This window comes from Lentzea sp. (genome assembly GCF_035525475.1).
Taxonomy (GTDB): domain Bacteria; phylum Actinomycetota; class Actinomycetes; order Mycobacteriales; family Pseudonocardiaceae; genus Lentzea.
In genome coordinates this window covers 1-24,278 of record NZ_DATLEC010000068.1, presented here as the reverse complement: position 1 = coordinate 24,278, position 24,278 = coordinate 1, and the positions used below count along the sequence as shown (strand labels likewise).

Here is a 24,278-nt window from a genome sequence, read left to right as displayed (position 1 = left end):
AGGGCCGGGGACGGGTCGTCACACCAGCGGTGCGAAGAAGAACGTGTCCCGGCGAGCGAAGTGGCCGTCGTCGGTGAACTCGAAGAAGTCGGAGAACCTCAGGTCCACGCTGCGACCGTCGTGCAAAACACCGGCGAAAGTCCCGTAGACCGCCACTTCCTCCTCACTCTCCACCACCTTGTCGATGGTGTGGCGGCCAGAGCGGATCACGCGGGCGCCGCCGTAGAAGGCGCTCATCTCCTGGTGGCCGACCATCGGTTCGTAGCCGGGACGGCGGTAGGTGGCGTCCGGGCTGAACATCGAGACCAGGCCTGTCACGTCCCCGGCGTCGACGAGCTCGTAGTAGCGGTGGACGGAGGTGACGTGGGTGTTCTGCAGCGTGGTGGTCATGAGCGGGGCTCCTCGCCTGCGAGTTGGGTGGTCAGGACGGCGCCGATGGACGCCAGGTGGTGCCGGGCGGTCAGGCCGCCGTGGGTGCTGTCGATCCGGTGGACCTCGACGTGGCCGGTGATGTGCGGCAGCCACGAGGCCGGGGTGGGGTCGGACGGGGTCTTGCCCCGTGTGGCCTCGAAGATGTGCGCGTCCGCGGCCAGTGGTGAGGGGTGGTAGCTGTTGTGGAGGTTGACGTTCGACGCGAACACCTCGGGCAGCGCGGCCTGGGTGAAGCCCGCCAGCGGGCCGGCGTGGGCGCGGATGGCCTCGTCGAACTCGGCACGCGTGCTGACCGGGTGGTCCAGCTCGTAGCCCAGGGACTGCAGCAGCGGGGTGAGCAGGTCCGGGTCGTCCGGTGAGACCGGCTCGTGCTCCCCGGTCTCGGGGTAGCCGTCCAGCAGGGCCAGCAGGCCGATGTCGGACGGGCGCAGCAGCTGGGCCATCGCGTGGACGACCACGGCGCCGAACGACCAGCCGAGCAGGTGGTACGGACCCTCCGGCTGGACGGTCCTGATCTGGTCCAGGTAGTCGGCGGCCATCTCCTCGACGGTCCGCGGCATCGCGGACGGACCGGTGAGGCCGCGTGCCTGCAGGGCGTAGACCGGGCGGCGCGGGTCCACGTGCGGCAGCAGGCCGAAGTACTCCCAGCCGATGCCCGCGCCGGGGTGGACGCAGAACAACGGGGCCAGGTCGCCGCCGGTGCGCAACGGGATCAGCACGTCCAGCGGGTCGCCGGCGGCCGAGGTGCCGAGTCGTTCGGCCAGGGTCGCGGGGGTCGGCGCGTCGAACAGGAGGCGCAGCTCCGGCCGCACGCCCAGCTCCGCCCGGATCCGCGACACGAGCTTCGCCGCCAGCAGCGAGTGGCCGCCCCGGTCGAAGAAGCCGTCGTCCGGGCCGACCGAGTCCAGGCCGAGCACCTCGGCGAACAACGCGCAGAGCGTCGCCTCCAGTGGCGTCGCGGGTGGACGCTCCGCGGCCGACACCGCTTCCGGGGCGGGCAGCGCGCGCCGGTCCAGCTTGTCGTTGGGGGTCAGCGGCAACGCGGGCAGCACGACGAACGCCTCGGGCACCATGTACCGGGGCAGGAACGCGGCCAGCTCGCGCCGCACCGCCGTCGAGTCGATCCCGTCCGGCGCGACGAGGTAGGCGACCAGCCGGTCGTCGCGGACGACCACGGCCGCCCGCGTGATCTCCGGCAGGCCGCACAGCGCCACCTCGACCTCCCCCGTCTCGATCCGCAGGCCGCGGAGCTGCACCTGCTGGTCGGCGCGGCCGTGGAACGCGAGCCGTCCGTCCGGGAGCCAGCGGACGAGGTCGCCGGTCCGGTACATCCGGCCGCCGGCGGGACAGGCGACGAACCGGGTCGCGGTGAGACCCGGGCTGCCCAGGTAGCCGCGGGCCAGGCCGGCGCCCGCCACGTACAGCTCGCCGACCACACCGGGCGCCACGGGCCGCAGGTGCTCGTCCAGCACGTAGGTCAGGTAGTTGTCGACCGGTGTGCCGATCGACGGCAGGTCGGCGTCCTGGCCGGGTGGAACCAGGCCGCACGTCGAGTTCACCGTGCACTCGGTGGGGCCGTAGGTGTTGTAGAGCTCGAACGGCATCCCGGCGGGCGGGCGGCGGCGCAGCACGTCGCCACCGGTGTGCATGACCCGCACGGAGGACGCGGCCAGCGCCGGTTCGTCCAGCATGGCCTCCAGCCGTGGCGTGGCGAGCGAGGACACCGTGATCCGGCTGTCCGCGATCCACTCGGCCAGCGCCTCGGTGTCCTCCATCACCTGCTGCGACGGCATGTGCAACGCCGCACCGGACACGAGCGTCGGCCAGATCTCCGCCACCGCCGCGTCGAAACCCTGCGCGGACAGGTGGCTGGACCGGTCGGACGGCACGAGGCCGAGTGCGGGGACCAGCCAGGCCGTCTGGCTCGCGAGCGCGTGGTGTTCGACCACGACGCCCTTGGGACGGCCGGTGGAGCCGGAGGTGTAGATGACGTACGCGGCGTCACGGGGATGCGTCGGCACCTCCGGCGGGGTCGCCGGACCTTCCGGAACCTCCAGCACCACCTTCGCCGCGTCACTGGACGCGACCAGGTGCGCCAGGCCCGGCTGCGTGACGACGACCGGGGCGTCCGCGTCGGCCAGCATGTAGACCAGCCGCTCCGGCGGGTAGGTCGGGTCGACGGGCAGGTACGCCGCGCCGGTCCTGAGCACCGCCAGCAACGCCACGACGCCGCTGGTGTCCCGGTCCGTGCAGACCCCGACGACGGTGCCGCGGCGCGCGCCGAGCCCGATCAGGTGGTGCGCGAGCCGGTTGGCCCGTTCGTCCAGCTCCCGATAGGTGAGCGTGCCGTCGTGCGCGACGACTGCCGGTGCGTCCGGCGTGCGCGCGGCTACCTCGGCGATCAGGACGTGCACGGGACGGTCGTCGTGAGGGACGGCCGTGTCGTTCCACCGGCGCAGAACGGATTCCCGCTCGTCCGCGGTCAGCACCTCGACCCGGCTCAACGGCGCCGAGGGGTCGGCGACGAGCGTGCCGATCAGCCGGACGAGCCGGGCCAGCAGGTTCTCGGCGGTGCCGCGGTCCCACAGGTCGACGGCGTACTCCAGGCACACCTCGAGCCCGGCCGGTGTCTGTCCGAAGCCCAGCGACAGGTCGAGCTTCGCCCCGCCCGTCGTGGTCCTCATGGTCCGCACTTCCAGGCCGGGCAGGTCCAGTGCGTCGTCCTCGACGCCGTCCACACCGTCCTGCAGGGCCAGCGACACCTGGAAGAGCGGGTGCCGGGTGCTGGAGCGCTCCGGGTTGACCCGCTCGACGACGCGGTCGAACGGCACGTCCTGGTGCGTGTACGCGGCCAGGTCGGCCTCGCGCACCCGGTGCAGGACCGTGGTGAAGTCCGGGTCGCCGGACAGGTCCACGCGCAACGCGAGCGTGTTCACGAACAGGCCGACCAGGTCGTCCAGGTCCTCGGCGCCTCGGCCGGCGACCACGGTGCCGAGCACGATGTCCGTCCCCGCGCCCAGCTTGGCCAGCAACGTGGCCACGGCCGCGTGCAACGCCATGAAGACGGTCGCGTTGTTGGCCCGTGCCAACGCGACCAGCCCGCGGTGCGCATCAGCGTCGACATGCGCACGGACCTCGTCGCCGACGTTGCTCGACACCACCGGACGCGGCCGGTCGGCAGGCAGCCGCAGCTCGTCCGGAGCGCCGTCCAGGGTCTCCGCCCAGAACGCGAGCGGATCGCCGGACGCGCCCAGCAGCTCCTGCTGCCGCAGGCTGTGGTCGGCGTACTGGATCGGGAGCGGCCGCCAGTCCGGTGCCCCACCACGGCAACGGGCCCGGTAGGCCTCGGCGAGGTCGCGCAGCAGCACGCCGGTCGACCAGCCGTCGGTGGCGATGTGGTGCAGTGCCAGCAACACCACGTGGTCGCGTTCGCCGATGCGCAGCACGTGCACCCGCAACGGGATGTCCGCGGCGAGGTCGAACGGGCGTGCCACCAACGCGGCCACGGTGTCGTCGAGCGCTTCCTCGGCGCAGTCGGCGACGTCGAACACCAGCTCGTCCGCCGGCAGCACGACCTGGTGCCATCCGGCGACGTCCTCGGGGAACACCGTCCGCAGCGCCTCGTGCCGTTCCACCACGTCGAGCGACGCCGTCCGCAACGCCGTCAGGTCCAGGTCGCCGTGCAACCGCATGGCGTGCGGCGCGGTGTAGGCGTGGTCGGCGACCTCCATCGCGAGCCGCACGCCGAGCTGGGCCGACGACAGCGGCACCCGCTGTGGCCGGTGTCCTGGACGGGCCAGGGCGCGCACCGGCGTGGTGGCGCCCAGGTGACCGTCGAGGCCGCGGGGCGTGGGGTCGCGGAACAGGACGCGGATGCCCAGCTCGACGCCGAACACCGTGCGGATCGAGGCCAGCAGCCTGGCCGCGAGCAGCGAGTGGCCGCCGAGGTCGAAGAACCCGTCGTCGAGGCCGACCGCGCCGAGCCCGAGCACCTTGGCGAACAGCCCGCAGAGGATCTCCTGCCGGGGCGTGCGCGGCTGGCTGTCGCCGACGGCGTACGACGGCGCGGGCAATGCACGGCGGTCCAGCTTTCCGTTGGGCGTCAACGGGAACGCGTCGAGCTCGACGAAGGCGGCCGGCACCATGTGCTCGGGCAGGCGCTCCCGGGCGAAGTCCCGCAGGCCGCCCGCGACGCCGACCACGTAGGCGACGAGCCGCTTGCCGCCGGGCCCGTCCTCGCGCGCCACCACAGCCGCCGCTGTCACGTCCGGATGCGCGGTCAGCGCCGCCTCGACCTCGGCGGGCTCGACCCGGAAGCCGCGGATCTTCACCTGGTCGTCGGCGCGGCCCAGGTAGGTCAGCGTGCCGTCGGCGCGGCGGCGGACCAGGTCACCGGTCCGGTACAGCCGCGCCCCGGCGGCGAACGGCGAGGCGACGAACCGTTCGGCGGTCAGCCCCGGCCTGCCGAGGTAGCCGTGCGCGAGCCCCGCTCCGGAGACGTACAGCTCCCCCACCGCACCGGTGGGAACGGGTGACAGCCGGTGGTCGAGCACCACGGCGCCCTTGCCCGCCAGGGGAGTTCCGATCGGCACGGCCGCGCCGTCCCAGCCCGGCGGCACGGTGAACGAGGTGGTGAACCCCATGCTCTCGACGGGTCCGTAGCCGTTGACCACGCGGATGCCCGGCACGGCGGCCGACACCGCGCGCACGTGGGTGGCGGAAGCGGCCTCGCCCCCGGTCAGCGCCCAGCGCAGCCCGGCGAAGATGTCCGGGTAGGTGTCCCAGAGGTGGTTGAACAGGCTGGCCGACGCGTCCAGCACCGTCACGCCGTGGCTCACCACCAGCTGCGCGATGACCGCGGGCTCCGGCCGTTGACCGGGGTACAGCACGGACGCGCCACCCGCCAGCAACGGGCCGAACAGCTGGGTCGCGAAGGCGTCCCACGACACCGACGCGCACTGCAGCCACACCTCGCCGGGCCCGAACCCCGCGTACCGCTGGCCGACGAGCGTGCCGGTCAGGGCGCGGTGCGGTGCGCCGGCGGCCTTCGCGGCACCGGTGGAACCGGACGTGAACATGACGCACGCCAGGTCTTCGGGACCGGTTTCCGGTGCGGTGAAGGGCATCGATGTGACGTCGTCGAGCGCGACCACGGGCACGTCCGCGTCGAACGGGCGGTCGGTGAGGACGAGCCGCACCGGCAGGGACTCGATCATCGACGCCAGCCGGGCAGGCGGGAAGTCGACGTCGAGCATCAGATAGGCCGCGCCCGCCTTGAGGACGGCCAGCAACGCGGTCGCCATCTCCACACCGCGTCCGATGTGGACACCCACGACGTCACCGCGCCGAACTCCCTGTGAAGTCAGGAAACCAGCGAGGTCGTCGGCCTCTGCGTCCAGCCGCGAGTAGGTGACCTCGGTGTCGCCCGAGACGAGAGCGACGGCATCCGGAGTGCGGGCGGCTTGCAGTGCGACCAGCTCGTGCACCGTGACAGCGGGCGCGGGCGTCTCCGTGGTGGCGAGCACCGCCGCGCGTTCGTCCGCGGACAGCACGTCCAGGTCCCACACGGACCGGCCGGGGTCGGCCGCGGCCTGGTCCAGCAGCCGGACCAGGCGTGCCAGCAGCATCTCGGCGGTGGCCTCGTCGAAGAGGCCGGTGAGGTACTCGAGTGAGCACGTCACCCCGTCCCGGCCTTCGCGCAACGACAGGGTGAGGTCGAACTTCGCCTCGCCCGCTCCGATGGGCTCGGCGGTGGCGGTGAGACCCGGCAGCGACAGCGCGCCGGAGTCGTCCGCGCCGGCCAGCACCATGACCTGGAACAACGGGTGCCTGCCCGGCGCGCGCACCGGGTTGAGCTCCTCCACGAGGCGGTCGAACGGCAGGTCCTGGTGGCTGTAAGCGTCGAGCGACTCCTCGCGCACCCTGGCCAGCAGGTCGCGGAACGACGGGTCGCCGGACACGTCCACCCGCAGCACCAGCGTGTTCACGAAGAACCCGACCAGGTCCTCCAGCGCCTCCTCGCCGCGGCCGGTCACGACCGTGCCGATCGGGACGTCGTCGCCGGAACCGCTGCGCGCCAGCAACGCGGCGAACGCGGCCTGCGCGACCATGAACAGCGTCGCGCCGGACTCCTCCGCCAGCGCGGCCAGCGCACGTGCCGTGCCGCCGGGAAGAACCGCGGTCACGGAAGACCCCGCCGTGCCGGTGTCCGCGTCACGTGGGCGGTCGACCGGCAGCGCGATCTCCTCGGGCAGACCGGCGAGCTTCGCGCGCCAGTACGCCAGCTGGGCGCTGAGCACGCTGTCCGGATCATCAGCGGAGCCGAGCAGGTCCTGTTGCCACAGCGTGTAGTCCGCGTACTGGACCGGCAGCGGCTCCCAGTCCGGCGCTTCCCCCGCCAGCCTCGCGGTGTAGGCGGTGGTGAGGTCGCGCAGCAGCGGTCCGAGCGACCAGCCGTCGCTGACGATGTGGTGCATCACCAGCAGCAGCACGTGGTCCCGCGGCCCTCGTTCGAGCAGGTGCGCCCGGAACGGCGGGTCGGCGGCGAGGTCGAACGCCTCCCTCGCGGCGCGGGCCAGCACGACCGCCGGGTCACCCGGTTCGAGCGCGGCCAGCACGACCTTCGCGTCCTCCAGGACCTCCTGGCGCGGCTGTCCGTCGCGGCTGGGGAACGTGGTCCGCAGCGCCTCGTGCCGGCCTGCCACGTCGGTGAGCGCGAGCTCCAGTGCCTCGGGGTCGAGCTCGCCGCGCAACCGCACGGCGAGCGGGATGTTGTACGCGGCACCGGTTCCCTCGTGCCGATCGAGGAACCACAGCCGCTGCTGGGCGAACGACAGGGGGATCACAACGTCTCCTTGGACCTCGGACGGGCCCGCAGCACGGGCCGTGGAGCGGGGCGGGCGGCCACCGGCAGGTGAGCGGCCAGGCCCGCGACCGTCGGGTTCTCGAACACGGTCCGCATGCCCAGTTCCGCGCCGAAGACCGACCGGACGCGGCTGACGAGGCGCATCACCAGGATCGAATGGCCGCCCAGCGCGAAGAAGTCGTCGTCGACGGTCACCTCGGGCACGTCGAGCAGCTCGGCGAACAGGCCGCAGAGCAGTTCCTCGTGCGGGGTCTGCGGTCCACGGCCCTCGGCGCGTCGAGCGTCGGGAACCGGCAGTGCGGAGCGGTCGAGTTTCCCGTTGGGCGTGCGCGGCAGGAACTCCAGCGCGACGACCGCGGCCGGCACGAGGTAGTCGGGCAGGGACTTCGCGGCGAACTCCCGCAGACCTTCCGCCGCACCGACGACGTACGCGACGAGACGCTTGTCGCCGGGGTTGTCCTCGCGGACGACGACCTCGACCTGCCGCACGCCCGGATGGCGGGCCAGCACCGCGCGCACCTCGCCGGGCTCCACCCGGAAGCCGCGGATCTTGACCTGGTCGTCGGCGCGGCCGAGGAAGTGCACGACGCCCTCGTGGTCCTGGCGCACCAGGTCGCCTGTGCGGTACATCCGTTCCCCGGCGGCGCCGTACGGGTTGGCGGCGAACCGTTGCGCGGTCGCGGCGGTCTGTCCCAGGTAGCCGTGCGCGAGGCCGTCGCCGGCCATGTACAGCTCGCCGGGGGTGCCCGGCGGCACCGGTCGCAGCCACCGGTCGAGCACGAACACCCGCTTGCCCGCCACCGGGCGGCCGACCGGAACGCTGACCCGGTCGAGATCACGCGGCTCGACGGTGTGGCACAGCGTGAAGATGGTGTTCTCCAGCGGCGAGTAGCCGTTCACCACCCGCAAGCCGGGGTACCGGTTGAGCAAACCGCGCAAGTGCGGGATGGAGGCGGGTTCGCCGCCGGTCATCACCTCGCGGACGCCGTCGAACACCTCGGGCGTCTCGTCGACCAGGAAGTTGAGCAGGCTGGCCGACACGTGCACGGTGGTCACGCCGTGCTTCCCGATCAGGCGGGCGATCTGCCCCGGGTCCGGGGTCTGGCCGGGTTGCAGCACGCAGGTGGCGCCGGACAGCAGCGGTCCGAACAGTTCCAGCGCGAACGCGTCCCAGGACACCGGCGAGCACTGCAGCCAGACCGCGTCCGGCGCGAACCCGGCGTAGTCCTGACCGGTCAGCGTCGTGACCAGCGCGCGGTGCGACACGACGACGCCCTTGGGGCGGCCCGTGGAGCCCGAGGTGAACATGACGCACGCCGGGCTGTCCGCGGTGATCACGCGGGTGAAGTCGTCCGAGGAGTGATGACCACCCTCCACGTCCTCCAGCACGAACACCGGCCCGGCCTGGTCGAGCAGCGCCTGCCTGCGGTCGGCCGGGTGGTCGGGGTCGAGCAGGACGTACGCCGCGCCCGCCTTCAGCACGGCGAGGATGGCGACGACGAGGTCCACGCCGCGCGGCAGGCACACCGCGACCGTGTCCCCGGCCTCGGCACCCTGCGCCGCCAGCCTCCTGGCGAGCCGGTTGGCACGAGCGTGCAGCTCGGCGTACGTGACGGCCTCGCGGTCGTCGACCAACGCCACGGCATCCGGCCTTCCTGCGGCGATCAGCTCCGGCAGTGTGGTGTCCCGGTGCGTGCTGTCCCCGGAAGAGCTCCACTCCCCCGTGATCGTGCGCAGCTCGTCCGCGTCTAGTATGTCCACTGTGGACAAAGGCTGGCCGGGGTTCTCGGCGACGGCGGCCAGCAGGCGGCCCAGCCGGGTCACCACGGCCTCGGCCGTCGCGCGGTCGTAGAGCTCGGTGGCGTACTCCAGCTCCCCGGTCAGGCCGGCGGGTGTGCCGTCCTGCGCGAACGACTCCCGCAGACCGAGGGTGAGGTCGAACTTCGCCGCACCGGTGGGGGCGGGCAGCGTCTCGACCTCCAGGCCCGGCAGCGCCAGTTCGCCCTCGGCGTTGTTCTGCAGCACGACCATCACCTGGAAGAGCGGGTGCCTGGCCGCGGTGCGGGCCGGGTTGAGCTCCTCCACCAGCCGTTCGAAGGGCAGGTCCTGGTGGTCGTAGGCGGCCAGGTCGGTCTCGCGGACCCGGTCGAGCAGCTCGGAGAACGTCGGGTCGCCGGACAGGTCGGTCCGCAGCACGAGGGTGTTGACGAAGAACCCGACCAGGTCGTCCAGCGCCTCGTCGGCTCGTCCCGCGACCGGCGTGCCGAGCGGGACGTCCGTTCCCGCGCCGAGCCGTGACAGCAGGGCGGCGAAAGCGGTGCGCAGCACCATGAACGGCGTGGCACCGGCGGCTCGTGCCAGAGCCGTGAGGCCCTGGTGCACGTCCGCGCCGACGGTGAACGGCACGACATCGCCCTCGTGGGCGGGCCGCGCAGGGCGAGGACGATCGGACGGCAGCGTCGCCTCCTCCGGCAGGCCGGCGAGAGCTCCACGCCAGTGCGCGAGCTGGGCGTCGTCGTCCAGGAACCGTTGCTGCCACAGGGTGTAGTCCGCGTACTGGACCGGCAGCGGCGTCCACACAGGCGCCTCGCCGCGGATGCGTGCGGCGTAGGCATCGGCGAGGTCGGTCAGCAACGGTCGCATCGACCAGCCGTCGGCGGCGATGTGGTGCACCACGACCAGCAGCACGTGCTCGCGTTCACCGGTGCGGAAGAGCCGCACCCTCAACGGGCTTTCGGTGAGGTCGAACGGCCGGCGGGACTCCTCGGCGACGGTGCTCCGCGACTCGGCGAAGTCGACCACCGCCGGCAGGACCTCCTGGCACACTTGTCCATCCCGCTGGCGGAACACCGTCCGCAACGCCTCGTGCCGCCGCACGACGTCCTCGAGAGCCGGCCGGAGTGCGGTCACGTCGAGATCACCGGTCAGCCGCAGAGCGATCGGGACGTGGTAGGCGGCACCGGGCTGCTGGACCTGTTCGACCGTCCACAACCGTTGCTGTGCCGAGGAGAGCGGCACCAGCTCAGGCCGTTCGACCGGCACGATCCGGTCCCTGGCGCGGCGTCCTCCGTCCAGACGTGCCTCCAGCGCGGCGACGGTCGGCGCGTCGAACACCTCGCGCAGCGCGATCTCGGTGTCGAACGCGGAACGGATCCGCGCCACCAGCCGGGCGGCGAGCAACGAATGCCCGCCGAGCGCGAAGAAGTCGTCGTGCACACCCACCTTCGGTGTGCCCAGCAGGTCCGCGAAGATCCCGCACAGCACCTCCTGACGGGCGGTGCGCGGAGCGGTCGTTCCCGTCGTGACGGCCGGCGCGGGCAGTGCCCGGCGGTCGACCTTGCCGTTCTGCGTCAACGGAAGCGCGTCGAGCACCACGACGACGGCGGGCACCATGAACGCCGGGAGGAGCGCGCCCACGTGTTCCCGAGCCTCCTCGGCCGTGACCTGGCCTCCCGCCGGCACGACGTAGGCGACGAGACGCTTGCCGGTCGCCGGGTCGTCGTGCACGACGACGACCGCGCCGGCGATGCGTTCGTGACGGGTGAGCGCCGCCTCGACCTCCCCCGGCTCGACCCGGAAGCCCCGGATCTTCACCTGGTGGTCCGCCCGGCCGAGGAACTCGATCACCCCGTCCGCACGCCACCGGCCCAGGTCACCGGTCCGGTAGAGACGTCCGCCCGCACAGGCGACGAACCGTTCGGCGGTCGCGCCCGGCCGGTTGAGGTAGCCGAGTGCGAGCCCGTCGCCGCCGACGTAGATCTCCCCCGCGACACCGGGCGGCACCGGGGCGAGGTCGCCGTCCAGCAGGTGCACGGTGGTGTGGGCGATCGGCGACCCGATCGGCACCGGGCCGTCCACCTCGGTGATCTGGTGCGTGGTCGCGAACACCATGCTCTCCACCGGCCCGTACCCGTTGACCAGCCGGACGTCCGGGTGGTCGCGCAGCACCCGGGCGATGTGCGCGGGCGAGGCGGCGTCACCACCGGTGAGAACCTCGCGGACCTGACCGAACACCTCGGGGTGCGTGTCCACCACCGCGGCGAACAGGCCCGCCGACAGCCACAGCCTGTCGACGCCGTGCCGTGCCACCTGCTCGGCGACCAGCGCCGGATCGGGCACCTGGCCCGGTGCGAGCACGCAGGTCGTGCCGTGCAGCAGCGGCTGCCACAGCTCCAACGCGGCCGCGTCCCACGCCACGGGCGCCGCCTGCAGCCACGTTCCGCCCGTGCTGGCGAACCGTTGGCCGAAGTGCATCCGCACGGCCGCTCGGTGCGTCGTGACGACACCCTTCGGCACACCCGACGACCCGGACGTGAACATCACGCACGCCACGTCACCGCCGCCGACCGGAAATCCCGGCCTGGTGGGGCTTTCGCCTCCGACGTCGTCCACCCGCACGACGTCGACGTGGTCCGGCAGCAGGCCGACGACGGACGGGTGGCTCACCGCCAGGTCCAGTCCGGCCTCGTCCACGATGCGCTCGACCGGGTGCGTCGGGTCCAGCGGGACGTACGCCGCTCCGGTCTTCAACACACCCAGCAGTGCCACCACGAACGCCGGTGACCGCTCCACCAGCACACCGACGAGGTCGCCACGGCCGACGCCGTGTTCGAGCACCTTGTGCGCCACCTGGTTGGCCCACGCGTCGACCTCGGCGTACGTCAGCCGTTCGTCGCCGAAGACCAGGGCCACCGTCTCCGGGCGGGCTTCCGCCTGCTCCTCGAACAGGTCCACCAACGACCGGTCGCGCGGGTAGTCGGCGGCCGTGTCGTTCCACTCGGCGAGCCGGTCGCGTTCCTCAGCCGACAGCACTTCGGTCTGGGAGAGCCGAGCCTCCGGGTCGATCCCGGCCGCGACGCGTTCGAACCGCGCGATCAGCGACCGGGCCGTCGCGGGGTCGAACAGGTCCGCCGCGTACTCCAGCGTGCCGGTGATCCCGGCCGGGTGGCCGTCGTCGTCCACGGTTTCGTTCAGCATCAACGCCAGGTCGAACTTGGCCGAGGTCACCGCGATCTCCACCGGTTCACTGTCCATTCCAGACAGTCCGGTGGCGGGGGTCGCGGGCTGGACGGTGACGAACACCTGGAACAACGGGTGCCGCGCGGGTGAGCGGACCGGGTTCAGCTCCTCGACGACCTGGTCGAACGGCAGGTCCTGGTGGTGGTAGGCGGCCAGGTCGGTCTCCCGGACGCGGGCGAGGAGCTCGCGGAAGGTCGGGTCGCCGGACAGGTCGGTCCGCAGCACCAGCGTGTTGACGAAGAACCCGACCAGGTCGTCCAGCGCCTCGTCGGTCCGGCCGGCCACCGCCGTGCCCAGCGGGATGTCCTTGCCCGCTCCCAGCCGCGACAGCATCAACGCCAGCGCGGCCTGCACCACCATGAACAGCGTCGCGTCGCAGTCGCGGGCCAGGGCCAGCAGCCTGCGATGCGCTTCGGCGCCGAGCGAGACGTGCAGCTGTTCGCCGCGGTGGCTCGGGGTCTCCGGCCGGGGCCGGTCGGCGGGCAGCGCGATCTCCCCCGGCAGGCCGGCGAGCGCCGTTCGCCAGTGCTCGGCCTGGGCTTCGGTGTCAAGCTCTTGTTGCCACAGCGCGTAGTCCGCGTACTGCACCTCCAACGGCGGCAGGTCAGGTTCTCCACCGGCGCGGCGTGCGTCGTAGGCGGCACCGAGGTCACGCAGCAGCGGTCCCCAGGACCACCCGTCGGTGACGATGTGGTGCATGACCACCAGCAGAACATGGTCCTCTTCGGACAGTCGGATCAGCTTGGCGCGCAGGGGAAGGTCGTGGACGAGGTCGAACGGCCCGGCCGACTCGGCGGCCAGCAGGGCGTCCAGGTCGGTCTCGTCGCACGTCGTGATCTCCAGCGCGCACTCGGCGTGCGGCAGGACGAGCTGCTCGGGCACTCCGTCGCGGTCGGGGAACACCGTGCGCAGGACTTCGTGCCGTGCGACGACGTCACCGAGTGCGGTCTGCAGCGCGGTGACGTCGAGCGGTCCGCGCAGCCGTCGGGCGATCGGCACGTGGTAGGTCGCCCCCTGCTCCAGGCCGTTGAGGAACCAGAGCCGGCGTTGGGCCGCTGACAGCGGAACGCGGTCGGGTCGCTCGGTCACGCGCACGGACGGCCTGGCCACGGCGAGGGAGTCGACGCGGGCGTCCAGACCCCGCACGGTCGGCGTGCGGAAGACCTCGCGCATCGCCAGTTCCACGTTCAGGGCGGTCCGCACCCTGCTGACCAGCCGTGCGGCGAGCAGCGAATGCCCGCCCAGTGCGAAGAAGTCGTCGTCCAGCGACACCTCGGGCAGGCCGAGCAGGCCGGCGAAGATGCCGCAGAGGATCTGCTGGCGCGGCGTCCTGGCGGCGTCACCGGTGGAAGCCGTCGCCTCGGGAACGGGCAGCGCGGCCCGGTCGAGCTTGCCGTTGGCGGTGCGGGGCAGCTCGTCGAGCACGACGAAGGCCGACGGCACGAGGTGGTCCGGCAGCCTGGTCGAGGCGAACCCGCGCAGCGCGGCCGGATCGGCCGTTCCGACGACGTACGCCGCCAGCCGCGGCCCGTCGAGCACCACGACCTCCGCCTGCCGGACGTCCGGGTGCGCGGTCAGCACGGCCGCCACCTCGCCCGGCTCCACCCGGAACCCGCGGATCTTCACCTGGTCGTCCGCGCGCCCCAGGAACTCGACGGTGCCGGTGGCGTCCTGGCGCACCAGGTCGCCGGTCCGGTACATCCGGCCGCCGAACGGGCTGGCCACGAACCGATCGGCGGTCGCGGCACCCTGGCCGAGGTAGCCGTGCGCGAGGCCGGCGCCCGCCATGTACAGCTCACCGGGGGTGCCCGGCGGAACCAGTCGCAGGTGCTCGTCCAGCACGTAGACCTGCTTGCCCGCGAGCGGACGGCCGACGGGGATGCTGCGGCGTTCCGCGTCCTGCGGCAGGATCCGGTGGCACAGCGTGAAGATGGTGTTCTCCAACGGCGAGTAGCCGTTGACCAGCCGCAGGTCCGGGTGGCGTTCGAGCAGCGCCCGCACGTGGGCCTTCGACGCCGCCTCACCGCCGGTCATCACCTGCCGGACACCCCGGAAGGCGTCCGGGTACTCGTCCAGGAGGAAGTTGAGCAGGCTCGCGGAGACGTGCACGGTAGTGACGCCGTGGGTGGCGATCAGCTCGACGATCCGCGCGGGTTCGGGCGACTGACCGGGTTGCAGCACGCAGGCCGCGCCGGAGAGCAGCGCGCCGAACAGTTCGAGCGCGAACGCGTCCCACGAGACCGGTGCGCACTGCAGCCACACCTCGTCCGCGCCGAACTCCACGAACTCCTGGCCGGTCATGGTGGCGACGACCGCGCGGTGCGAGGTCAGCACGCCCTTGGGCCTGCCGGTCGACCCCGACGTGAACATCACGCACATCGCGTCGTCCGGCCGGACCCGGCGGTTCACCTGCTCGGCGCCGGGCTCCGGAGTGGTGCGGATGTCGACGAGCCGGCCGGGGAGGGACGTCGGCGCGTTCACCACCGTCAGCGCCGGATTCGCCTGCCGCACCAGCGCTGCGAGCCGTTCGGCCGGGTGGTCGGGGTCGAGCAGGAGGTAGGCCGCGCCGAGCTTGAGCACCGCGAGCACGGCCGCGACCAGCTCCGGTCCCCTGGGCAGGCAGATCGCGACGAGCGCGCCCCCGTCGGCGTCGATGTGCCGCGCGAGCCGGTTGGCGTGGGCGTCCAGTTCGGCGTAGGTGGTGCGTCCGTTCTCGTGGATCAACGCGGTCGCGCCCGGGGTCTTCTTCGCATGACCGGCGAAGATCTCGTGCACGCACTCGTCGGTGTCGACGTCACCCGTGTCGTTCCACTCCACGGCGACCCTGTGCCGTTCCGCCGGCGTCAGCAGGTCCACTTCGGACACTCGCAGGTCCGGGTTCTCCGCCACGGCGGTGAGGAACCGCGCGTAGCGGTCGAGGATCGCGGTGGCCGTGCGGCCGGTGAACAGGTCGGTCGCGTACTCCAGGTGGCAGGTCAGGCCGTCGCCGGTCTCGTGCAGGGTCAGCGTGAGGTCGAACTTGGCCGTGTGCCGCTCGACCTCGACGGTCTCGGCCACGCAGCCGGGGAACACGGCCTCGCCCCCGGCGTTGTTCTGCAGCACGACCATCACCTGGAACAGCGGGTGCCTGGCCAGGGTGCGCGCCGGGTTGAGCTGCTCGACGACCCGGTCGAACGGCACGTCGGCGTTCGCGTAGCCGGCCAGCCCGGTCTCGCGCACCCGGTCGAGGAGCTCGCGGAACGTCGGGTCGCCCGATACGTCGTTGCGCAGCACCACCGTGTTGACGAAGAGCCCGACGAGGTCGTCCAGCGCCTCGTCGCCGCGTCCGGCGACCGGCACGCCCACCGGGATGTCCGTGCCCGCGCCGAGCCGGGACAGCAGGGCGGCGAACGCGGCCTGCACGACCATCGCCCGCGTCGCCTGGCCGGACCGCGCGAGTCCGGCGACGTCGGCGTCGGCGTGCGCGGTCACCAGGCCGCCGCGGTGGCTGGGGGTGGCGGGCCGGAGGAAGTCCGCGGGCGGGCTCGCCTCGTCGGGCAGACCGGCCAGGGCCGTGCGCCAGTGACCGAGCTGCTCGGTGAAGTCCTGGTCGTGCTGCCACAGCACGTGGTCGGCGTACTCGACGGGCAGGGCTTTCCACTGCGGTGCGACATTGTCGAGCCGCGCGGCATACGCCGTGGACAGGTCACGCAGCAGCGGCGCGACCGACCAGCCGTCGGCGGCGATGTGGTGCAGTACCAGCAACAACACGTGCCGGTCGGGTTCTTCCTCAGCCAGGTACGCCCGCAACGGCGGTTCGGTGCGCAGGTCGAACGGCCGGGTCGCCGTTTCCTCCAGCGTTCCGGGGTCCAGCGGGAGGAGGTCGACGTTCGCGGGCAGTGTGACCTGATACGGCTCGCCCTCTGCCGCGGGAAAGACCGTGCGTAGTGGTTCGTGTCGTTCCACGAGGTCGACCAGGGCCATGCGCAGTGCGTCGCGGTCGAGTGGTCCGTCGAGGCGCAGGGCGATCGGGATGTTGTAGGCGGCGCTCGGACCGTGCACGTCCTCCAGCAGCCACAACCGGTGCTGCGCGTGGGACAGCGGCATCCGTTCCGGACGCGGCCTCGGCGCCACGGCGGCTCGCGCGTGACTGAGCGAGTCGAGCACCGCGTCCAGCGCGGCCGGGGTCGGCCGGTCGAACACGTCCCGCAGCGCCATCTCGACGCCGAACGCGGTGCGCGCCCTGGCGACCAGCCGCGCCGCGAGCAGGGAATGCCCGCCCAGTGCGAAGAAGTCGTCGTCCAGCGACACCTTCCCGACGCCGAGGAGGTCCGCGAAGATCCCGCAGAGCACCTCCTGCCGTGCGGTCCGGGGCACCCGTCCCCGGCTCTGGACGCGCTCGGGCTCGGGCAACGCGCGCCTGTCGAGCTTCCCGTTGGGCGTCAACGGGAACGCGTCGAGGCGCACGAAAGCCGCCGGCACCATGTAGTCGGGCAGCCGTGCGACCAGGTACTCCCGCAGGCCTTCGGCGTCCCCGACGACGTAGGCGACGAGCCGCTTGCCGGTGCTCCCGTCCGCCCGCACCTCGACCGCCGCGCGCTCGACACCGGGATGGGTGAGCAGCGCGGCCTCGACCTCACCGGGCTCGACCCGGTAACCGCGGATCTTGACCTGGTCGTCGGCGCGGCCCAGGAACTCGACGGTCCCGTCCGCGGTCCACCGGCCCACGTCGCCCGTGCGGTACATCCTCTGGCCGCCCGCACAGGCCACGAACCGCTCGGCGGTGGTGCCGGGCCGGTTCAGGTACCCGTGCGCGAGTCCGTCACCGGCGAGGTAGATCTCGGCGGCGACACCGGGCGGCACCGGGTTCAGGTCGCCGTCGAGCAGATGCACGGTGGTGTTCGCGATCGGCCCGCCGACCGGCACCGGCCCGTCGACCGCGGTGATCTGGTGCGTGGTGGCGAACACCATGCTCTCGACGGGCCCGTAACCGTGCACCAGCCGCACGTCCGGGAACTCCCGCACGACCCTGGCGAGGTGCGCGACCGAAGGGCTCTCGCCACCGGTCATCACCTGCCGGACGACGCCGAACACCTCGGGCCGGGTGTCCAGCACGGCCGCGAACAGCCCCGCCGACATCCACAGCGTGGTGACGCCGTGCCGGACCACCAGCCGCCCGATCACCGCGGGGTCGGGCACCTGGCCGGGGGCGAGCACGCAGGTGCCGCCGTGCAGCAGGGGCGGCCACATCTCGAGCGTCAACCCGTCCCACGAGACCGGGGCGGACTGCAGCCACACGCCGCCGAAGTCCACGTAGGACTGACCGAAGAACGTCCGGACCGTGGCCCGGTGCGAGGACATCGCGCCCTTGGGGACACCCGACGAGCCGGACGTGAACAGCACGCACGCCACGTCGTCCGCGGTGATGGCCACGGCGGGCCGGGTGGTGGGCTCGTCTCCGGGGCCGGCGGGCACCGCCACGCGGGACCGGCTCGGGAACTCGTCGCCCACCCCAGTCGGCAAGCGGCCGGGATCGTCGGTCACCACCAGCTCCAGCCGCGCCTGCTCCACCACGGACGCGATCCGGTCGTCCGGATGCCCGGGGTCCAGCGGCACGTACGCCGCCCCCGCCTTCACCACCCCGAGGATCGCCGCCACGAAGTCCGGCGACCGCCGCACCAGCACACCCACGAGGTCCCCACGCCCGACACCACGAGCGATCAACCGGTGCGCGACCTGGTTCGCCCGAGCGTCCAGCTCCGCGGCCGACACCGCCACGTCCTCGAACACCAGCGCCACGGAGTCCGGATCCGCGTCCACCCGCTCCTCGAACAACTCGGCCAAAGTCCGATCGCGCGGGTAGTCGACGCAGGTGGAGTTCCACTCCCCCAACGCGACCTGCTCCTCAGGCAACAACAAGCCGACCCGCGACAACGGCAGATCCGGCTGCGACGACCAAGCGGCCAGCAGCGCCGTGAACCGCCGCGACAGCAGGACCGCAGACGGCTCGTCCCACAGGTCCAGCGCGTAGGTGAGCCAGCCGCGCACGCCGTCGGCCGTCTCGGCGAGGTCGACGGTGAGGTCGAACTTGGCCGGGTGCAGCTCGACCGAACCGGTCTCCACGGCCAGGCCGGGGAACTCCGGCGCGTCCTCCGGGGCGTTCTGCAGCACGAGCATCGTCTGGAACAGCGGGTGCCGCGACCGCGAGCGTTCCGGGTTGAGCTCCTCCACCAGCCGCTCGAACGGCAGGTCCTGGTGGGCGTAGGCGGCGAGGTCCGTCTCCCGGACCCGGCGCAGCAGGTCGCGGAGCGTCGGGTCGCCGGACAGGTCGGTGCGCAGCACCAGCGTGTTGACGAAGAACCCGACCAGGTCGTCCAGGGCCTCGTCGGTCCGGCCGGCCACCGCGGTGCCCACCGGGACGTCGGTTCCGGCGCCCAGGCGTGACAGCAACGCCGTCAAACCGGCCTGCAGCACCATGAACAGGGTCGAGCCGGTCTCCGCGGCGAGGGCCGTGAGCCTGTGGTGCACCTCGGAGTCCACCGCAACCTCGACCGCCGCACCGCGATGCGTTGCCGCGGCCGGTCGGGGGCGGTCCGTGGGCAGGACGACCTGCTCGGGCAGATCGGCGAGGGCATTCCGCCAGTACGCGAGCTGTTCGGTGATCTCGCTGTCCGGGTCGTCGTCCGACCCCAGCACCTCCTGCTGCCACACCGTGTAGTCGGTGTACTGGACGGGCAGCGGTTCCCAGTCCGGCGTCTCCCCCGCCAGCCGCGCGGTGTAGGCGGTGGAGAGATCGCGGGTCAAAGGTCCCCACGACCAGCCGTCGGTGGCGATGTGGTGCATCACGAAGAGCAGCACGTGGTCGGTCGAGGACACCCGGAGGAGCGTGGGCCGCCAGGGGTGTTCGGCCGCCAGGTCGAACTCGTACCCGGACGCCTCGGTCATCGCGTCCCACAGGTCCGCGTCCGAGACGGAGAGCTGGGTCAGCGCCGGAACGGTGTCGAGCAGCAGCTGGTGCGGCTCGCCGTCCACGTCCGGGAACACCGTACGCAGCGTCTCGTGCCGGTGAGCCACGTCGGCCAGTGCGGACTCCAGTGCGGTCACGTCGAGCGGACCGCGCAGCCTCAGCAGGTGGGTGGCGTTGTAGAGCGCGCCGGCCGGGTCTAGCCGGTGCAGCAGCCACAGCCGCCGCTGGGCGAAGGACAGGGGGCTCACAACGTCTCCTTCTGACGGGCCCGTGCCCGCAGCGCGGGTCTGGCCTTCTTCGCGAGTACGAGTCGGTCGGCCAGATCGGCCACGGTGGGTCCGTCGAACACGGTGGCGACGGACAGTTCGGCGTGCAGTTCCCGGCGGATCCGGCCGAGCAGCCGCATCACCAGCAGCGAGTGACCGCCCAGCCGGAAGAAGTCGTCGTCGATCGACACCGACGGCACGCCCAGGACTTCGGCGAACAGCGAGCACAACGCGCGTTCGTTCGCGGTGCGCGGGGAGCGGCCCCGCACGACAACGGCGTCGGGTGCCGGAAGCGCGCGACGGTCGAGCTTGCCGGTGTCCGTGCGGGGCAACGCTTCCAGCACCACGAACGCCGACGGCACCAGGTGCTCGGGCAGCCGTGCGCGGGCGAAGTCGCGCAACCCTTGGGCGTCACCGACGACGTAGGCGACGAGCCGTTTGTCGCCGGGCCGGTCCTCCCGCACCACGACCTCGACCTGCCGCACGTCCGGGTGCTCCGCGAGCACGGCACGAACCTCGCCCGGCTCGACGCGGAAGCCGCGGATCTTCACCTGGTCGTCCGCGCGGCCCAGGAACTCGACGGTCCCGTCGGCGTCCTGGCGCGCCAGGTCACCCGTGCGGTACATCCGTCCACCGCCGAAGGGGTTCGCGACGAACCGCTGGGCCGTCGCGGCCCCTTGGCCGAGATAGCCGTGCGCCAGTCCGTCGCCCGCCATGTAGAGCTCGCCGGCCGTCCCCGGCGGCACCGGTCGCAGCCACCCGTCCAGCACGAAGACCTGCTTGCCCGCGAGCACCCGGCCTACCGGGACGCTGCGCCGTGCGGTGTCCTCGACGGCGATGCGGTGGCAGAGCGTGAAAATCGTGTTCTCGACCGGTGAGTAGCCGTTGACCAGGCGGAGGCCCGGATGGCGTTCCAACGCCGTCCGCACGTGCGCCGGTGAGGCCGCCTCGCCGCCGGTCATCAGCTGCCGGACGCCGGTGAACGCGTCCGGGTGCTCGTCGAGCATGTAGTTCAACAAGCTCGCGGACACGTGCACGGTCGTGATGCGGTGCGCGGCGATCAGGTCCGCGATCCGCTCGGGCTCGGGCGACTGGCCGGGTTGCAGCACGCAGGTCGCACCGGACAGCAACGCGCCGAACAGTTCCAGCGCGAACGCGTCCCACGACACCGGCGAGCACTGCAGCCACACCTCGTCCGCGCCGAACTCGACGTAGTCCTGGCCGGTGAGCGTGCCGACCAGCGCGCCATGCGAGGTCAGCACGCCCTTGGGCCGTCCGGTGGAGCCGGAGGTGAACATGACGCACGCCGAGTCCGCCGGGGTCACGAGGACATCGGGCGGGGCGTCCGCGGTGCCGTCCGGGACGGTCGTGATCACGGTGCGGACACCCGCGAGCGCGGTCACCGCCTCCAGCCTGGCGGCCGGGAAGGCGACGTCGAGCACCGTGTACGCGGCTCCGGCCTTGAGCACCGCGAGGATCGCCACGACGAGCGGGATGCCGCGTTGCAGGCGCACGCCGACCACGTCACCCCGGCGGACGCCCTCGGCGACCAGCTGGTGCGCCAGGTGGTTCGCCCGGCCGTTCAGCTCGGTGCAGTCCACTGTGGAGTCGCCGGAGATCAAAGCGATCGCGAACGGGGTGGCGTTGGCGATGCGCGAAATCAAGCCGTGCACGGTGTCGGCTGGGCGCGTGATCGGGGCGCTGACGACCGCACCTTCGCCGGGCAGCAGCAGATCCACGTCCGCGACCGACGTGTCCGGCGCCTCCGCGACGGCTTCCAGGAACCGGACCATCCGAGCGGCCAGGGCACGGGCGGTAGCACCGTCGAACAGATCCGTGGCGTACTTCACCGTGCCGCGCAGCCCGTCGCCCTCGGTGAAGTCGAACACCAGGTCGGCCTTGGCGGCACCGGCATCGAGGGGAACGTCCTCACAGGACAGTCCGGGGAACTCCGGCGCGGTCGCGGGCGGCTGGAGCACGAGCAACGTCTGGCACAACGGGTGCAGGCCCTGCGAGCGGGCCGGCTGCAGGGCCTCGACCAGCCGGTCGAACGGCAGTTCGCCGTGGAGGTGCGCGGCGCCGTCCTGTTCCCGCACCCTGGCCAGCAGCTCGCGGAACGTGGGCTGTCCGGACACGTCGGTGCGCAGGACGACGGTGTTGACGAAGCATCCGACGAGATCCGTCAGCGACTCGTCCTCACGGCCGGCCACGATCCCGCCGACAGGCACGTCCTCCCCCGCGCCGACCCGCGACAGCAGCCCGGCCAGCGCGGCGCGGAGCACCATGAACAGCGTGGCCCTCGACTCGCGGGCCAGCGCCACCAGCGCGGCGTGCACCGAGCCGCCCAGACGCACCTCCACCGCGCCCGCCTCACGGACACCGGCCGACCTGACCGACCGGTCGGCGGGCAGTGCGATCTCCTCGGGCATCCCGGCGAGCTCGGCCTTCCAGAACGCCAGCAGTGCGTCCTCGGAGAGGAGCCGGTCGCGGTGCCAGCTGGTGAAGTCCAGGTACCGCACCGGCAACGGGTCCCAGTCCGGCGCACGACCGTCGAGCCGTGCGGCGTACGCACGGGCGAGGTCGCGCCACAGCGGCGTGATCGACCACCCGTCCACCGCGATGTGGTGCACGACGAGGACCAGCAGGTGCTCGTCCTCCCCCTCCTCGATCAGCTGCGCACGGATCGGTATCTCCGTCTCCAGGTCGAAGGGCCGGGACACCAGGTCGTCCGCAGTGGACAGTCGCAGCGCGGGCACGTCGAGAACCCGTTGGCAAGGCTCGTCGTCGAACACCGGGAAGATCGTGCGCAACGGCTCGTGCCGCGCCACGACGTCGGCCAGCGCCTCGGTCAGGGCGGGGACGTCCAACGGCCCGCGCAGGCGCATCGCGATCGGCACGTTGTAGGCGTGCCCGCGTTCCGACTGCTGCACGAACCACATCCGCCGCTGCGCGGCCGAGAGGGCGGGACGTTCGGGCTGCGCCACCGGCACCGGACCGGATCGCGCGGCGCCGGCCGTGTCCATCACCGCCGCCAGCGACGCGGGCGTGGACGCCTCGAACACCGCGGGTGCGGGCACCTCGATCCCTGCGACCGTCCGCAGCCTGCCGACCAGCCGTGCCGCCGCGAGCGAGTGCCCGCCCAGCGCGAAGAAGTCGTCGTCCACACCGATCGGCGAGACGCCCAGCACCTCGGCGAACAACGCGCACAGCGTCTCTTCCGCCGGGGTGCGGGGCCGGCCGCCCGACGGGACGTGCTCCCGGACCGGCGCCGGAAGGGCACGCCGGTCGAGCTTCCCGTTGGGAGTCAACGGCAACGCGTCGAGGAACAGCACGTCAGACGGCACCATGTAGGCGGGGAGGATCGACGAGCAGTGCTCGCGCACCTCGGCCTCGGTGGGCACCGGACCGTCGGCAACCGCGTAGGCCACCAGCGACTTCTCGCCCGTGGCGCTCGTCAGCACGGTCACCGCCGCCTGACCGACCGAAGGGTGCGCCGCGACCACGCCCGCCACCTCGGCCGGTTCGATCCGGAAGCCGCGGATCTTCACCTGGTCGTCGGTCCTGCCGGCGAAGTCGAGGTCGCCGTCGGGCCGCAGCCGGCCCAGGTCGCCGGTGCGGTACATGCGGTCCCCCGGCGCGCCGGACGGGTCGGCGACGAACCGGACCGCCGTCTCCCCCGGCCGTCCGAGGTACCCGCGGGCGAGCTGGACACCGGTCAGGTACAGCTCGCCGACCTCGCCCGCCGGCACCGGCCTCAACGAGGCGTCGAGGACCCGGATCCCCGCGCCGGGAGTGGGACGGCCGATGGGCATCAGCCCACCGCCGTCGACCTCCCGGCACGGCAGGCACGTGACGCCGACGGACACCTCGGTCGGCCCGTACTCGTTGTACAGGGCCACGTCCAGGCTCGACCGGAACCGGGAGGCGACCGCGATCGGCAGCCCCTCGCCCTCGGACGCCACCAGCCGCAACGGGCCGTCGGCGCCGCGGCGCAGGTACTCGTCCAGGAACAGCGGGATCATCGACGCGACGAAGCGGATCATGGTGATCCGCTCGGCGCGCACGGTCCCGGCCAGGTACGCCGGGTCCCGGTGGCCGCCGGGACGGGCCATCACCAGCGTCGCCCCGGCTGCCAGGGTCAGGAAGAACTCGATGACGGACGGGTCGAACCCCGACGGCGTCTTCTGCAGCACGCGGTCGCCCGGTCCCAGGCGGTAGTGCGCCTGGACGTCGGCCATCCGCCGGAGGATGCCGCGGTGGGTGATCACGACGCCCTTGGGCTTGCCGGTGGTGCCGGAGGTGAAGACGATGAAGGCCGGTGTGTCGTGGCTGGTTTCGAAGGCGGCAGGCAGGAGCGTTGCAGCCGCCGCTGTTTCCCCCGAGGCGCTCACGAGTCCGTTGCCGGTGACGATCATTCGGCGCACGTCGGGGCTGAGCCCGTCTGTCGCCGGATCGTTGCGCATGTGCTCGGCGAGCAGGAACAGCGTCGGATCGGACAGCTTGACGATATGCTCCAGTTCGCTTCGGCCGAGCTGCGAATTCTGCAAAACCGGAACCGCGCCGATCCAGATGCAGGCGAGAAACGCCGCCGCGAACTCGACCGAATTCGTCATCCGGAACACGACCTTGTCTCCGGCTTTGACGTGACGCGCGAGGTCGACAGCGAGCACCCCGACCATGCGCTGGAATTCGGCACTGCTGACGGCGCCGTCCGCGGCGCGAAACGCCGGATGATCGGCGCGGCCGGGAT

At 72.4% G+C, this 24,278-nt stretch carries 4 protein-coding genes; all 4 read right to left on the bottom strand.

Annotated elements, in window-relative coordinates; genetic code table 11:
* Positions 1-18: 18 nt before the first annotated feature.
* The 4 genes from VM306_RS11635 to VM306_RS11620 are packed head-to-tail and all read right to left on the bottom strand — an operon-like array spanning position 19 to position 24,207.
* Positions 19-390, bottom strand: coding sequence for a nuclear transport factor 2 family protein (locus VM306_RS11635; protein WP_325514018.1), 372 nt, complete (start codon positions 388-390; stop codon positions 19-21).
* A complete protein-coding gene (locus tag VM306_RS11630; RefSeq protein WP_325514016.1) occupies positions 387-7,277 on the bottom strand; it encodes a non-ribosomal peptide synthetase in 6,891 nt (2,296 codons plus the stop codon). The genes VM306_RS11635 and VM306_RS11630 overlap by 4 nt, the downstream gene beginning before the upstream one ends.
* Positions 7,274-19,510, bottom strand: a complete 12,237-nt coding sequence (locus tag VM306_RS11625; RefSeq protein WP_325514014.1) for a non-ribosomal peptide synthetase — start codon at positions 19,508-19,510, stop codon at positions 7,274-7,276. Before VM306_RS11625 ends, VM306_RS11630 begins: the two co-directional genes overlap by 4 nt.
* On the bottom strand, positions 19,507-24,207 hold the full coding sequence (locus VM306_RS11620) for a non-ribosomal peptide synthetase (protein WP_325514012.1): 4,701 nt from the start codon (positions 24,205-24,207) through the stop codon (positions 19,507-19,509). The genes VM306_RS11625 and VM306_RS11620 overlap by 4 nt, the downstream gene beginning before the upstream one ends.
* Between the last annotated feature and the right edge of the window lie 71 nt (positions 24,208-24,278).